A 12,344-nucleotide genomic window follows, 5' to 3' on the forward strand; every position below is an offset into this window, starting at 1 on the left:
CTCTCGCCATGAAATCCTTGTATATCGCTTTAGCGTTTCTTCTGCTTGCCGGCTGCGCCAGCGGCCCGCGCCTGAACACCAGCCATCCTTCGGTCAACCACGACAACCGCGTGCAGTTCGTTGTGGTGCATTACACCTCGACCAACCTTGAACGTTCCCTGGCGCTGTTGACCCATGGCCAGGTCAGCAGCCATTACCTGATCGGCGACGACGCCTCCGGCACCATCTACAAGCTGGTGGATGAAAGCCAGCGCGCCTGGCACGCCGGGCAAAGCGAGTGGATGGGGCGCACCTGGCTCAATTCCAGCTCCATCGGCATCGAGATCGTCAACCCAGGGTTCAGTGATACGCCGACGGGGCGTGTGTGGTACCCGTATTCCGAAGCGCAGGTGCAGTCGCTGATCGTGCTGCTCAAGGACATCAGCAAGCGCAATGGCATCGACCCCAAGAACATCATCGGGCACAGCGACATTGCCCCACTGCGCAAGCTGGACCCAGGCCCGTTGTTCCCTTGGAAACGCTTGGCGGCAGAAGGTCTGGCCGTGTGGCCGGATGCCCAGGCAGTGGCCCGGTTCCAGGTGCAGTACGCCGCGCAGTTGCCGAGCATTACCTGGTTCCAGGAAGAGCTGGCGCGCCTGGGCTACCAGACGCCGCAGACCGGTGAGCTGGATGTGGCCACAAGGCACGTCATCGCTGCGTTCCAGATGCGCTTTCGCCCGTCATTGTTTGACGGCACCCCAGACGCTGAAAGCGCCGCGATCCTGAAGGCCTTGAATCACCGCTGATGGTGTACAGGTAGGAGCGAGCTCGCTCCTACAGGGGCAATGCCATATAGAACTGCGTACCCTGCCCCGGTCGTGAGTACACACCCATGCGGCCGCCGTGCAATTGCACGATTTCCTTGCACAGTGCCAAGCCCAGGCCCGCACCGCCCTTCTTGCGGCCCACCTGTACAAAGGGTTCGAAGATCCGCCCTTGCTGGCCGTAGGCAATGCCTTCGCCGTTGTCCTCGACGCTGATAATCACCCGCTCGCCATGCCGTCGTGCCTGCAGGCGAATCTGCCCGCCTTCGGCGGTGTGGCGCAGGGCATTGCCCAACAGGTTGTCGAGCACCCGCTCCAGTTGCACTTGGTCGGCATACAGCCGTGGCAACTCAGGTTGAGCTTCTACCAGCAACTCAATGTGCTGGGCGTTCGCAGGCTCAGCAAACCGAGCCCGTGCGTGCTCCAGCAAGTCGGTGACATCGCACGTGCCCAGGGTGAGTTTCTGCAGGCCGTTCTGGTAGCGCGAGAAGTTGAGCAGGTCGTTGATCAACTGCATCAGGCGCTGCATTTCTTCATTCACCGTATCCAGCAGGTCCGCCTCGCGGGAGTCCGGTGGGAACTTGGCCCGCTCACGGAACAAGCCGAAGGCCATGTGCATGCCGGTAACCGGCGTGCGCAGCTCATGGGAGGCGCGCAATACGAACTCGCTGCGCACCCGTTCGAAGGCGCGCTGTTCAGTCACATCATGCAGCACCATTACGGCCCCGAGAATGTGCCCCTGTGTATGGCTGACCGGGGTCAGGCTGTAGGTCAGCAGGCGCAACTCACCCTCGACTTCCACCTCCAGATCGTCCGGGGCCCGCTCCAGGTTGCCGCCGCGCAGCACCAGTTGCAGCTGTTCATCCATTTCCGCACGACCCATGGCTTCGCCAAGGCCTTGACCCAGCCGCTCCTCATCCCAGCCCAATTGGCGCTGCGCTACAGGGTTGAGGTGCTCCAGGCAGCCTTGGCGATCAATCATCAACAGGCCGTCATCGATACTGTCGAGCACCGCTTGCAGGCGCTGTTGGCCGGCCAGCAGCTCATCGATGTTAGTGGCCTGATGTTGGCGCAACGCTTCGGCCATGATGCCGAAACGGCGGGTCAACAGGTTCATTTCCGCTGCGGAGGAGATCGGCAGCGTGACTTCAAAGTCGCCCTGCCCGATCTTGTCGGCGGCCTTGGCCAAGGCTTCGATAGGACCACCGAAACGCCGGGCGATGCCATGGGCCGTGACGAAACCGATGATCAGCACCGCGAGCCCTACCAGCCCGAGCAGGCCCGCTATCAACAGGGCGCGCTCACGGGATTTATGCTCACTGGTACTGATATTTTCCAGGGCCCGCTTGTGGTCGGCGATCAAGCCGTTGCGCAGTATGTTGAAGGTCTCGGTGAGCTTTTCCTTGCTGCCCGCAGGCGGTGATGTCTGCTGGGATTGGTCAAACGCCTTGAGCAGATTCTGGTAATCCGAGCGTGCCTGGCTGAAGCCATGGTTTTTGCCGTCGACCTGCTCATGGGCGATGCCCTGGTCCAACAGATCGAAATAATGCTGCGTGGAGGCTTGCAGGGCGTCTGGGTCGGGACGCTTCTCCAGCATCATGATCAACTGGTCGCCCAGGCTCTGACGCAATTTGAGCCCCAGGTCCAGGGTGATGAAATTACTGCGGATCAGCGATTCCTGGGTCTTGGCCATTTGCATGACGCTGACCAAGCCCAGGACCAACCCCAGCAAAGCCACGGTAATCAAGGCTGAGATGCTCAGGAATAACCGGGTGCGCAGTTTCATCGCGAGCTTCATAAGGTCCTGTTCAAAGGTTGTACTGCTTGCGTTTGCGGTACAGCGTCGACGCATCGATGCCGAGTGTGCGGGCCGCTTGGTCCAGTGTGTCGCTGGTCGCAAGTACGGCGCCGATATGGGCTTTCTCCAGCTCGTCAAGGCTCAAAGCCGACCCGATACGCGGTGCATTGTTGGTCGGTTGCTCAGCCATCCCCAGGTGGCTGATCTCAACCTTCTCCTGGGGGCAGATGATGCTGGCGCGTTCCACTACGTTGCGCAGTTCACGAATATTGCCGGGCCAGCGGTAGTTCAGTAGCGCTTCGCGGGCATTATCGCTGAAGCCGCGCGCCGGGCGTGCGTATTCCTTGACGAAGCGGGCAAGGAAGCGGTCAGCCAGGGTCAGGATGTCTTCACTGCGTTCGCGCAGCGGGGGCAGGTGCAAGGTGATGACATTCAGGCGGTAGAGCAAGTCTTCACGGAAACGGCCATCGCGCACCATGTCTTCCAGGTTCAGGTTGGTGGCTGCGAGGATGCGCACGTCAGCGCGGCGGGTGACTGGGTCGCCCACGCGCTCATACTCTTTGTCTTGGATAAACCTCAGCAACTTGGGTTGCAACGTGAGGGGGAAATCGCCGATCTCGTCGAGAAACAGCGTACCGCCGTCCGCCTGATTCACTCGGCCCAGGGTGCTTTCACTGGCGCCGGTGAATGCGCCGCGGCTATGGCCGAACAGTTCGCTTTCCATCAGTTCGGCGGTCAGTGACGGGCAGTTGATGGTCACGCAGGACTTCTTCGAGCGCTTGCTCCAGCCGTGTATCGCCCGGGCCAACTCACCTTTACCGGTGCCGGACTCGCCGAGAATCAAGATATTGGCGTCCGTCCCGGCCACCTGCCGCGCGGTTTCCAGCACCACCATCATTGCCGGGCTATGGGAGTCCAGGCCGTCTTTGGGCTGGCGCACCTCGCCTTCCAGCGCTTCCAGCCGCGCAGAGAGCTGACGCACCTCCAGCTGTTTGGCCGTGGCCAGGCGCAGTTGGTCAGGGCTGCAAGGCTTGACCAGGTAGTCGGCGGCGCCAGCCTGGATGGCGTCCACGGCGGTATCCACGGCCGAATGGGCGGTCACAATCACCACGCGCATCCACGGAGCCTGCACGCGCATCTGGGCCAGCACGTCCAGGCCATTGTCCTCGCCCAGGCGCAGGTCGAGGAAGCACAGGTCGAACACCTGACGCTGCATCAGGGCATCGGCCTGGGCGGCGCTGTTCGCGGTGGCGACGGTGTAGCCCTCATCTTCCAGGCAATAGCGGAAGGTGCGCAGGATCGCGGATTCGTCATCCACTAAAAGAATGCGGCCTTGAAGTTCCTTGGCTGAATCCATCTGTCCCGCACTCCTTAACTATAAATGTGATGGTGTTTAGTCCCGGAATAATCGGGCAAGTTGCATGGTTTATTCTGATTCATAAAAGGCTTCTTCGTGCAGCTATCTGCGCGCCTTCCTACAGACGACGTCTGAGGGCATTTTCCCTTCCTTTCACCCTTCGATCCTTCGATGTGTGCGCTGGGTGTCTGGTTCCGACCCCCGACCATCGTGCATTTCGCACGGCCTGCAAGGAGGCATCGTGCAGGATGCTAGGCGACGAATCTATCGAGCAAGTGTAAATGCTTGATTTTATTGTGTTTTATTTTGCAATAAAGCTGGCATGCACTCTGCAATATCTCCCCCAAGAGCGTCATGAACGAATAATCAGAATGCGGGAGTAATGCAGCATGACTCGCCAAAGCCTCAGCCAATTGCGTGTATCGCCGCTGCGCTTGCAGCAGGGCCTGTTCGCCAGCCTGGCCTTGATGGTCACGTTGATTGCCGGCCAGCAGTTGCAGCATTGGCAGGAGCGTGCGCAGCCAGCCCCGCAATTTGAACGTCCTGTCATGACCCAGACCCATTTTCGTTCCATTGGCAGCGCCAGCGCCGATGTGACTGCCCCGCAATTGAGCCTGGTAGACCAGGGTTCCACTCTGGACGAACTGCCGGCCCATGACCGTTGGGTGTTCTAGGCAAAAAATGTCGCTCGTGTTGAGCGGCTGCACGGTATCACCGCTGTTACCCCTATAGAAGCATAAGGAGAATCACCATGTTGAGTTGGGCAATCACATTTCTGATCATCGCCATTGTGGCCGCAGTTCTGGGCTTCGGTGGTATCGCTGGCACCGCCACCGGCATCGCCAAGATCCTGTTTGTGGTCTTCCTGGTGATGTTTATCGCTTCGTTCTTCTTTGGTCGCAAAGGCCGAGGTTGAATATGGTCAGCCTGCCTTTTAAAGCCCTTGCTGCCGCCCTGCTGTTGGGCGGCAGCGGCCTGGCCATGGCCGCCAACGACGGCCAATCCCGGGCTAACGAATTGCTCAGCGCGGATCCGCAGTACCGTGAAACCTGGCAAGACGTGGTGAAGAAAGAGGAACGCCTGCCTGAATGGGTGATGAACCTGTCGGGCACGGCCGAGCAAATGAATGCCGTTGAGGAAGATGGCGACAAGTACTTGGTCGGGCCGCTTTGCGAAACCGCAGACAGCTGCCTGAACAAGCGCCTGATCGTTGCCTTCAGCCTCGACAAGGAAGATGCCTACGCCATGTTGGTGGAAGTCCCGGCGGGTTTGCCAGCGGACAAGTCCCCGACACGGCACGCCGATTACCGTTTCCTCGGTAAGCCGGACGAGGGTATGCAAAAGCTGCTGATGGAACAGCTCAAGAAAGATCCGAATTGGTACTAGGTTCCGTCTGACGGAGCCGGCGTCCATAGAAGGAAGCCCTTGTGCTTCTTTCTGTTTGCATCGCTCCTTGAGTGATGCATGACCAGGGGGCCGGGTTGCTCTGATCGATCAGGATCGGCGTGACCTACGGGTACAGGGAGTACCTGCGCAAGGGCCGGGTCAGGCGAAAAGCTGCGACGCAAGTTCACAAGACCTCAAGCTTGCTGAACTTGCGGCGGGCTTACGACTCTCATTCCCGCGTTTCATGCCGCCTATAGCCGCAGTTTTGTTTTTTGCGTCTGGCCAACCATTACCGGATATGTCGGTGTGACCATCTATCGAGAATTTTTCAATCGCGCTATAGGATCTTTCCGGCCCTAGGTGATGGATTTCTCAGACATTTCTGCCAGCCAATCGAAGTCGTCCAGTATCTCTGCGCGAGCCTGATTTGGCTGCTTAACGGCATATTCACCCGCTCGAATGGCGGATACGAACTGACCGTTTGGACAAATATTTTCAAAAAAAGCCATGCCGATTCGGCATAGGGTAGGCGTTTACGGCATTAGACGTCGCTCCCTTGCATGGGAATAGTTGCGCCTTTTTTCGCCTGCCAGTAAGCCATTTCGGCCACGCTGCGGTGACCTTCCATGGAGGCAGATGCACACACTTTTTCGCTTTCGAGCGTTGCAGCTGGCGCATTTGCCGTAAGTCCACTTGAAGCAAGGGTAATGACATGAAGAAGGCAAAGCTAAGCCTCGCCTGGCAGATCCTCATCGGTTTGGTACTGGGCATTGCAATCGGTGCCGTGCTCAACCATTTCAGTGCTGAAAAGGCCTGGTGGATCAGCAATGTGTTGCAGCCGGCGGGCGATATCTTTATCCGCCTGATCAAGATGATCGTGATCCCGATTGTGATTTCTTCGCTGATCGTCGGCATTGCCGGTGTAGGCGACGCGAAAAAGCTCGGTCGTATCGGCGTCAAAACCATCCTCTACTTCGAAATCGTCACCACCATCGCCATCGTGGTGGGCCTGTTGCTCGCCAACCTGTTCCACCCAGGCGCTGGCATCGACATGAGTACCCTGGGTACCGTCGATATCTCCAAGTACCAGGCGACTGCCGCCGAAGTGCAGCATGAACATGCGTTCATCGAGACCATCCTCAACTTGATCCCCTCGAATATCTTCGCCGCTGTTGCCCGTGGCGAGATGCTGCCGATCATCTTCTTCTCGGTGTTGTTCGGCCTGGGCCTGTCGAGTCTCAAGCCTGAACTGCGCGAACCGCTGGTGACCATGTTCCAGGGCGTGTCCGAGAGCATGTTCAAAGTCACCCACATGATCATGAAGTACGCGCCTATCGGTGTATTCGCGCTGATCGCGGTGACGGTCGCCAACTTCGGCTTCGCCTCGCTGCTGCCGCTGGCCAAGCTGGTGATCCTGGTTTACGTCGCGATCCTGTTCTTCGCCTTCGCGGTCCTGGGTTTGATCGCACGCCTGTTTGGCTTCTCGATCCTCAAGCTGATCCGCATCTTCAAAGATGAGTTGGTATTGGCTTACTCCACCGCCAGCTCCGAAACCGTGCTGCCGCGTGTGATCGAGAAGATGGAAGCCTACGGCGCGCCGAAAGCGATCTGCAGCTTCGTGGTGCCGACCGGCTATTCGTTCAACCTCGACGGTTCGACCCTGTACCAGAGCATCGCGGCCATCTTCATTGCCCAGCTGTATGGCATCGACCTGTCGATCGGCCAGCAACTGATGCTGGTACTGACCCTGATGGTGACCTCCAAAGGTATCGCCGGCGTGCCGGGCGTGTCCTTCGTGGTGTTGTTGGCGACGCTGGGCAGCGTGGGCATCCCACTGGAAGGCTTGGCGTTTATCGCCGGTGTCGACCGTGTGATGGATATGGCGCGTACCGCCCTGAACGTGATCGGCAATGCCTTGGCCGTACTGGTTATCTCCCGTTGGGAAGGCATGTACGACGACGCCAAGGGCGAGCGCTACTGGAATTCCCTGCCGCACTGGCGCAGCAAGGAAGCCCTGCCTACGGCACAAGCCACCCGTAGCTGATTGCAGATTGATCGAAAACAAACCCCGGAGAATTCCGGGGTTTGTCGTTTCTGCCAGCCCCGTTATCATTCGCCCCATCTTTCGGGGGATTTATCTGATGCTCAATGGCCTGTGGCTTGGCTTCTTTGTCGTGGCAATGGTGTCAGCGGTGGCGCAATGGCTGGTGGGCGGTAACGCCGGGATCTTCGCGGCGATGGTCGAAAGCATTTTCGCCATGGCCAAATTGTCGGTGGAGGTCATGGTGCTGCTGTTCGGTACCCTGACGTTATGGCTGGGCTTTCTGCGGATTGCGGAAAAAGCCGGGATCGTCGATTGGCTGGCCAAGGCCCTCGGCCCGCTGTTTCGCCGCCTGATGCCGGAAGTGCCCGCCGGGCACCCCGCGATCGGTTTGATCACCCTCAACTTTGCCGCCAACGGCCTGGGCCTGGACAACGCCGCCACGCCCATCGGCCTGAAAGCCATGAAGGCGCTGCAAGAGCTCAACCCCATCCCCAATACGGCGACCAACGCTCAGATCCTGTTCCTGGTGCTCAACGCGTCCTCGCTGACGCTGTTGCCGGTGACCATCTTCATGTACCGCGCCCAGCAAGGCGCTGCGGACCCGACGCTGGTGTTCCTGCCGATCCTGCTGGCCACCAGCGCCTCGACGCTGGTGGGCCTGCTGTCGGTGGCGGTGATGCAGCGCCTGCGTTTGTGGGACCCGGTGGTGCTGGCCTATCTGATCCCCGGCGCGCTGGTACTGGGCGGCTTCATGGCGCTGCTGGCGACCCTGTCTGCCACAGCGCTGGCCGGTTTGTCGTCGATCCTGGGCAACCTCACGCTGTTTGGCTTGATCATGCTGTTTCTGGTGATCGGCGCGTTGCGCAAGGTCAAGGTGTACGAGGCATTCGTCGAAGGCGCCAAGGAAGGCTTCGACGTAGCCAAGAACCTACTGCCCTATCTGGTGGCGATGCTGTGTGCGGTTGGCGTGTTGCGTGCCTCGGGCGCCTTGGAGTTCGGCCTGGAAGGGATTCGCCATGTGGTTGCCTGGACTGGCCTGGATACGCGCTTTGTCGACGCTCTGCCGACCGCAATGGTCAAGCCGTTCTCCGGCAGTGCGGCACGGGCGATGCTGATCGAGACCATGCAGACCCAGGGTGTGGACAGCTTTGCGGCGTTGGTGGCGGCGACGATACAGGGCAGTACTGAAACCACGTTTTATGTGCTGGCCGTGTACTTCGGCTCGGTAGGCATCCAGCGGGCGCGGCATGCGGTGGGATGTGCGTTGTTCGCGGAGTTTGCTGGTGTGGTCGCGGCTATTTCGGTGTGCTACTGGTTTTTTGGTTAAGGCCACAATCGTTATCGCAGGCAAGCCAGCTCCCACAGTTTGATGTGTGAACGCAGTAAAATGTGGGAGCTGGCTTGCCTGCGATGAGGCCTTCAAGGTTTCAGAGCGGTATTGCCCTGGCTGACTACCCAATCCACCACCTGCTTATTCAGCTGATCCCCAGCCTGGCCAAAAGCAGCCACCACCGCTGGCACCTTGGCGTCACTCATCGGCTGCCTCACTTCAAACCGGCGGCTGGCGATAATCCTTTGATCACGCCCACGCACCAATCGCGCGTCGAGACGAATCACCACCTCCACCGATTTGCCTCGATACTCACTCTGAAACGCCTGCAACTGCCCGCCCAGTTCATAGTCGGCTTGCAGGTTGGTCTCGTCGGTACTCAACAGCGTCACGCGCCCGTCGCGCTGGAAGCCATCCAGCAGGCGATTACGCAGCAGCACCGGCGCCGGGTCGCTCCAGCGTGAATTCGCGTAGTTGCTGATCAAGTTGCCATCTGGCACTACGGCGATGCGCGGGCTATCGAGAAACTCGCTGGTCTGCGGCTTGGTCACGCGCAGCGACCAACTCACCGGCGTGCCTTGGCTGGCCGGTTGGGCGGACGCCAGGCGGTACACGTCCGATGGGTCCGGCTTGGGCAAGATCGAGCACGCGCTGACCAGTGCCAGGGCCATTGGGACGATCATGTGGTAAGCACGCTTCATGGCGTGAACTCCTTGTTCTTGTCACTGCCCAGCAGGTAACCGCTGGGGTTGGCTTCCAGGCGGCGAGAGATGGCGCGCAGCGAGCCGAGGGTTTCACGCAGCTCGCGCACGGCTGGCGCCAGCTCGTTAAGGCCCTGCATGCCGCTGTTCACCGAGTCCTGGTTATTGGTCAGCAAGGTATTGATGGTGGCGGTGCTTTGCTCCAGGGATTTCATCGCCTGCTCGGCGCTGCCGAAGGCTTGCTTGCCTTGTTCACTGAGCAAACCATTGGCGCTGCGCATCAGCACGGTGGTTTGCTCCAGCGCCGCGCCCGCCTGTTTGCTCACCTGCATCAATTGCTGCATCACCACCTTGATGTCGCCGCGTTGCTCGGCAATGGCGCCGGTGGTTTGTTGCAGGTTATCCAAGGTGTTGCTCAGGCGTTCGACGTTTTCCCGTGAGAACAGGTGGTTGGCGTTGTGCAGCAGCAGGTTGACGCTGGTCATCAGGTCGTTGCTGTTATTGAGCAGGCGTGCGATAGGCGATGGCGACGCGATGATTTCCGGCAGGTTGCCGTCCTTGCCCTTGAGCTCCGGGCTCTGCGGGGTGCCCCCACTGAGCTGGATGATCGAGGTGCCGGTGATACCGGTCAGGGCCAGTTTGGCCTGGGTGTCTTCCTTGATTGGCGTTTGCCCGGCCAGGCGGATGCGCGCCAGGACGCGGCGTGGGTCTTTGGGGTCCAGACGCAGGCTGATCACGTCGCCCACCTTGATGCCGCTGTACTGAACCGCACTGCCTTGGGACAGGCCGCTGACCGCTTCGTTGAAGATCACTTCGTAATCCTGGAAGGCGGTATCGACGCTGGACTTGGCCAGCCAAAGGCCAAACAGCATCGCGCCGACCACCACAATTACGCTGAACAGTCCGATCATCACATGATGGGCTCGGGTTTCCATGTCATACCTCGTTGAGCGATTGAGCGGCATCCAATGCCGCGCGGCCCCGGGGGCCGTGGAAATATTCGTGAATCCAGGCGTCGTCCGTTTCCGAAACGACATCGATGGCGTCGGCCACCAGCACTTTCTTCTGCGCCAGCACCGCCACACGGTCGGTGATGGTGTACAGCGTGTCGAGGTCGTGGGTGACCAGGAACACACTCAAGCCCAACGCATCGCGCAGGGTGAGGATCAGTTGGTCGAATTGCGCCGCGCCAATGGGGTCGAGACCGGCGGTGGGTTCGTCCAGGAACAGGATGTCCGGGTCCAAGGCCAGTGCGCGGGCCAGGGCGGCACGTTTGATCATGCCGCCGGATAACGAGGCCGGGTATTTGTCGGCCGCCGACAGCGGCAACCCCGCCAGGGCCAGCTTGACCGCCGCCAAGTGCTCGGCATCGGCGCGGCTGAGGCCGGCGTGCTCGATCAATGGCAGAGCCACGTTCTCGGTCACCGTCAGCGAGGAAAACAGCGCGCCCTTCTGGAACAGTACGCCAAAGCGGCGTTCTACCAGTGAGCGTTCATGTTCAGGCAGGCTCGGCAGGTTTTTGCCGAACACCCGTACCTCGCCTTCGCTGGGGCGCCGCAGGCCAACGATGCTGCGCAACAACACGGATTTACCGCTGCCAGAGCCCCCCACCACCGCCAGGATCTCGCCTTTGTACAAATCCAGGTCGAGGTTCTCATGCACGCTTTGGCTGCCAAAGCGATTGCACAAGCCACGCACTTCAATCACCGCCTCAGTGGGCGCACGGTGTAGACGACTCACCAGCCCATCTCCATGAAAAACATCGCCGCGACCGCATCCAGCACGATCACTACAAAGATCGATTGCACCACGCTCGATGTGGTGTGCGCGCCGACTGACTCGGCACTGCCGCTGACTTTGAAACCTTCCAGGCAGCCAATGGCCGCGATCAAAAAGGCAAAGATCGGCGCCTTCACCATGCCCACCAGAAAGTGCTGCACGCCAATGTCCGATTGCAGCAGCGAAAGAAACATCGCCGGCGAAATATCCAGGGCCACCGCACACACCACACCACCGCCGACGATCCCCGAGAGCATCGCCAGGAAGGTCAGCATCGGCAACGCCACCAGTAGCGCCAGCACGCGCGGCAATACCAACAGCTCCATGGGGTCCAGGCCCAGGGTACGGATGGCGTCGATTTCTTCGTTGGCTTTCATGGAGCCGATTTGCGCGGTGAATGCACTGGCGGTACGGCCGGCGATGAGGATTGCGGTGAGCAACACGCCGAATTCACGCAGGAAGGAGAACGCCACCAGGTCCACGGTAAAGATCGTCGCGCCGAAGCTCTTGAGCACGGTGGCGCCAAGGAAGGCCACGACGGCGCCGACCAGAAAGGTCAGCAGTGCGACGATAGGCGCCGCATCCAGCCCCGTCTGTTCGATGTGGGCGACCATGGGCGTCAGGCGCCAGCGCTTGGGCCGCCAAATACCGCGGGCGAAGGTTTCGAGGATCAGGCCGATAAAGCCCAACAGCTTCATTGCGTCTTGCCAGACCGTGTCTACTGCGCGGCCGATGCGAGCCAACACTTGAATGCCGGCGGCCTCTTCCGGCTCTTTGATCGGTACGCAAAAGTCATTCAGGGAGCGGTAGACGGTCTTGAGCAGTGCACGGTCGGCGGCTGCCAGGGTGCAATCAGTCTGTTCGGCAGAATGTTCGATGCGTGCAGGACCCAGCAGCTCCACCAGCAGCGAGGCGCCGGCGGTATCCAGCGCACCGAGGCCGTTGAGGTCAATGCGGGCGCCGGCGTCGTATTGGCCGTCGAGTGTGGCCGACAGCTTCTTCAGGTGGGCGTAGTGGGCCAGCGTCCAGTCGCCGGTAATCCGTAGCGAAGGCGGGGTGCTGGACGTATCAAGATGGGCCGCGCCGGCCGTCGTGCGAGTGGTCATAAGCTCCGAGCTTGTTTGGCTATCCACAATTGCTACGTAA

At 60.1% G+C, this 12,344-nt stretch carries 12 protein-coding genes; 6 read left to right on the forward strand and 6 right to left on the reverse strand.

Features of this window, described 5'->3' with window-relative positions; genetic code table 11:
* Positions 1-8: 8 nt before the first annotated feature.
* Positions 9-785 (forward strand): N-acetylmuramoyl-L-alanine amidase, encoded by a 777-nt coding sequence (locus OC445_RS02160; protein ID WP_054897230.1) that lies wholly within the window; start codon positions 9-11, stop codon positions 783-785.
* A gap of 28 nt (positions 786-813) precedes the next feature.
* Here OC445_RS02160 and OC445_RS02165 read toward each other — a convergent pair whose 3' ends face one another.
* Both OC445_RS02165 and algB read right to left on the reverse strand, forming a co-directional pair.
* Entirely contained in the window at positions 814-2,601 is a 1,788-nt protein-coding gene (locus OC445_RS02165; RefSeq protein ID WP_054920898.1) for an ATP-binding protein, read from the reverse strand.
* 10 nt (positions 2,602-2,611) lie between these two features.
* Positions 2,612-3,958, reverse strand: coding sequence for a sigma-54-dependent response regulator transcription factor AlgB (algB, locus tag OC445_RS02170; RefSeq protein WP_089041588.1), 1,347 nt, complete (start codon positions 3,956-3,958; stop codon positions 2,612-2,614).
* A 389-nt stretch (positions 3,959-4,347) separates the two neighbouring features.
* Here algB and OC445_RS02175 point away from each other — a divergent pair, with 389 nt between their 5' ends.
* The 5 genes from OC445_RS02175 to OC445_RS02195 all read left to right on the forward strand — a co-directional run bounded on the left by OC445_RS02175 (position 4,348) and on the right by OC445_RS02195 (position 8,715).
* Positions 4,348-4,632 carry a hypothetical protein gene (locus tag OC445_RS02175; protein WP_020301400.1) on the forward strand — a complete coding sequence of 95 codons (285 nt, stop codon included), beginning with the start codon at positions 4,348-4,350 and terminating at the stop codon, positions 4,630-4,632.
* Positions 4,633-4,709: 77 nt separating this feature from the next.
* Entirely contained in the window at positions 4,710-4,874 is a 165-nt protein-coding gene (locus tag OC445_RS02180; RefSeq protein WP_003187386.1) for a DUF1328 domain-containing protein, read from the forward strand.
* A gap of 2 nt (positions 4,875-4,876) precedes the next feature.
* On the forward strand, positions 4,877-5,344 hold the full coding sequence (locus OC445_RS02185; protein ID WP_089041590.1) for an inhibitor of vertebrate lysozyme family protein: 468 nt from the start codon (positions 4,877-4,879) through the stop codon (positions 5,342-5,344).
* Between the two features lie 712 nt (positions 5,345-6,056).
* Entirely contained in the window at positions 6,057-7,388 is a 1,332-nt protein-coding gene (gltP, locus tag OC445_RS02190) for a glutamate/aspartate:proton symporter GltP (RefSeq protein ID WP_003187390.1), read from the forward strand.
* A gap of 97 nt (positions 7,389-7,485) precedes the next feature.
* A complete protein-coding gene (locus OC445_RS02195) occupies positions 7,486-8,715 on the forward strand; it encodes a nucleoside recognition domain-containing protein (RefSeq protein WP_198791744.1) in 1,230 nt (409 codons plus the stop codon).
* Between the two features lie 92 nt (positions 8,716-8,807).
* Here OC445_RS02195 and lptE read toward each other — a convergent pair whose 3' ends face one another.
* From lptE to OC445_RS02215, 4 genes are read right to left on the reverse strand one after another with little or no spacing between them, the layout of a single operon-like run.
* The gene (gene lptE, locus OC445_RS02200) at positions 8,808-9,419 is read right to left on the reverse strand and encodes an LPS assembly lipoprotein LptE (RefSeq protein WP_054897226.1); all 612 of its coding nucleotides are present in this window, start codon (positions 9,417-9,419) and stop codon (positions 8,808-8,810) included.
* The gene (locus OC445_RS02205) at positions 9,416-10,354 is read right to left on the reverse strand and encodes an MlaD family protein (protein ID WP_003187394.1); all 939 of its coding nucleotides are present in this window, start codon (positions 10,352-10,354) and stop codon (positions 9,416-9,418) included. The genes lptE and OC445_RS02205 overlap by 4 nt, the downstream gene beginning before the upstream one ends.
* 1 nt (position 10,355) lies before the next feature.
* A complete protein-coding gene (locus tag OC445_RS02210) occupies positions 10,356-11,159 on the reverse strand; it encodes an ABC transporter ATP-binding protein (RefSeq protein ID WP_014716351.1) in 804 nt (267 codons plus the stop codon).
* Positions 11,156-12,304 (reverse strand): ABC transporter permease, encoded by a 1,149-nt coding sequence (locus OC445_RS02215; protein WP_034129245.1) that lies wholly within the window; start codon positions 12,302-12,304, stop codon positions 11,156-11,158. The genes OC445_RS02210 and OC445_RS02215 overlap by 4 nt, the downstream gene beginning before the upstream one ends.
* Positions 12,305-12,344 lie beyond the last annotated feature (40 nt).

The sequence above is a fragment of the Pseudomonas sp. Pse35 genome (assembly GCF_024519715.1).
GTDB classification, from domain to species: Bacteria; Pseudomonadota; Gammaproteobacteria; order Pseudomonadales; family Pseudomonadaceae; genus Aquipseudomonas; species Aquipseudomonas paracarnis.

Coding starts and splice junctions, on each gene's coding strand:
- OC445_RS02205 (WP_003187394.1), bottom strand. CDS start 10,354: ATGGAAACCCGAGCCCATCATGTGATGATCGGACTGTTCAGCGTAATT.
- OC445_RS02180 (WP_003187386.1), top strand. CDS start 4,710: ATGTTGAGTTGGGCAATCACATTTCTGATCATCGCCATTGTGGCCGCA.
- OC445_RS02215 (WP_034129245.1), bottom strand. CDS start 12,304: ATGACCACTCGCACGACGGCCGGCGCGGCCCATCTTGATACGTCCAGC.
- gltP (WP_003187390.1), top strand. CDS start 6,057: ATGAAGAAGGCAAAGCTAAGCCTCGCCTGGCAGATCCTCATCGGTTTG.
- OC445_RS02195 (WP_198791744.1), top strand. CDS start 7,486: ATGCTCAATGGCCTGTGGCTTGGCTTCTTTGTCGTGGCAATGGTGTCA.
- algB (WP_089041588.1), bottom strand. CDS start 3,958: ATGGATTCAGCCAAGGAACTTCAAGGCCGCATTCTTTTAGTGGATGAC.
- OC445_RS02165 (WP_054920898.1), bottom strand. CDS start 2,601: ATGAAGCTCGCGATGAAACTGCGCACCCGGTTATTCCTGAGCATCTCA.
- OC445_RS02175 (WP_020301400.1), top strand. CDS start 4,348: ATGACTCGCCAAAGCCTCAGCCAATTGCGTGTATCGCCGCTGCGCTTG.
- OC445_RS02160 (WP_054897230.1), top strand. CDS start 9: ATGAAATCCTTGTATATCGCTTTAGCGTTTCTTCTGCTTGCCGGCTGC.
- lptE (WP_054897226.1), bottom strand. CDS start 9,419: ATGAAGCGTGCTTACCACATGATCGTCCCAATGGCCCTGGCACTGGTC.
- OC445_RS02185 (WP_089041590.1), top strand. CDS start 4,877: ATGGTCAGCCTGCCTTTTAAAGCCCTTGCTGCCGCCCTGCTGTTGGGC.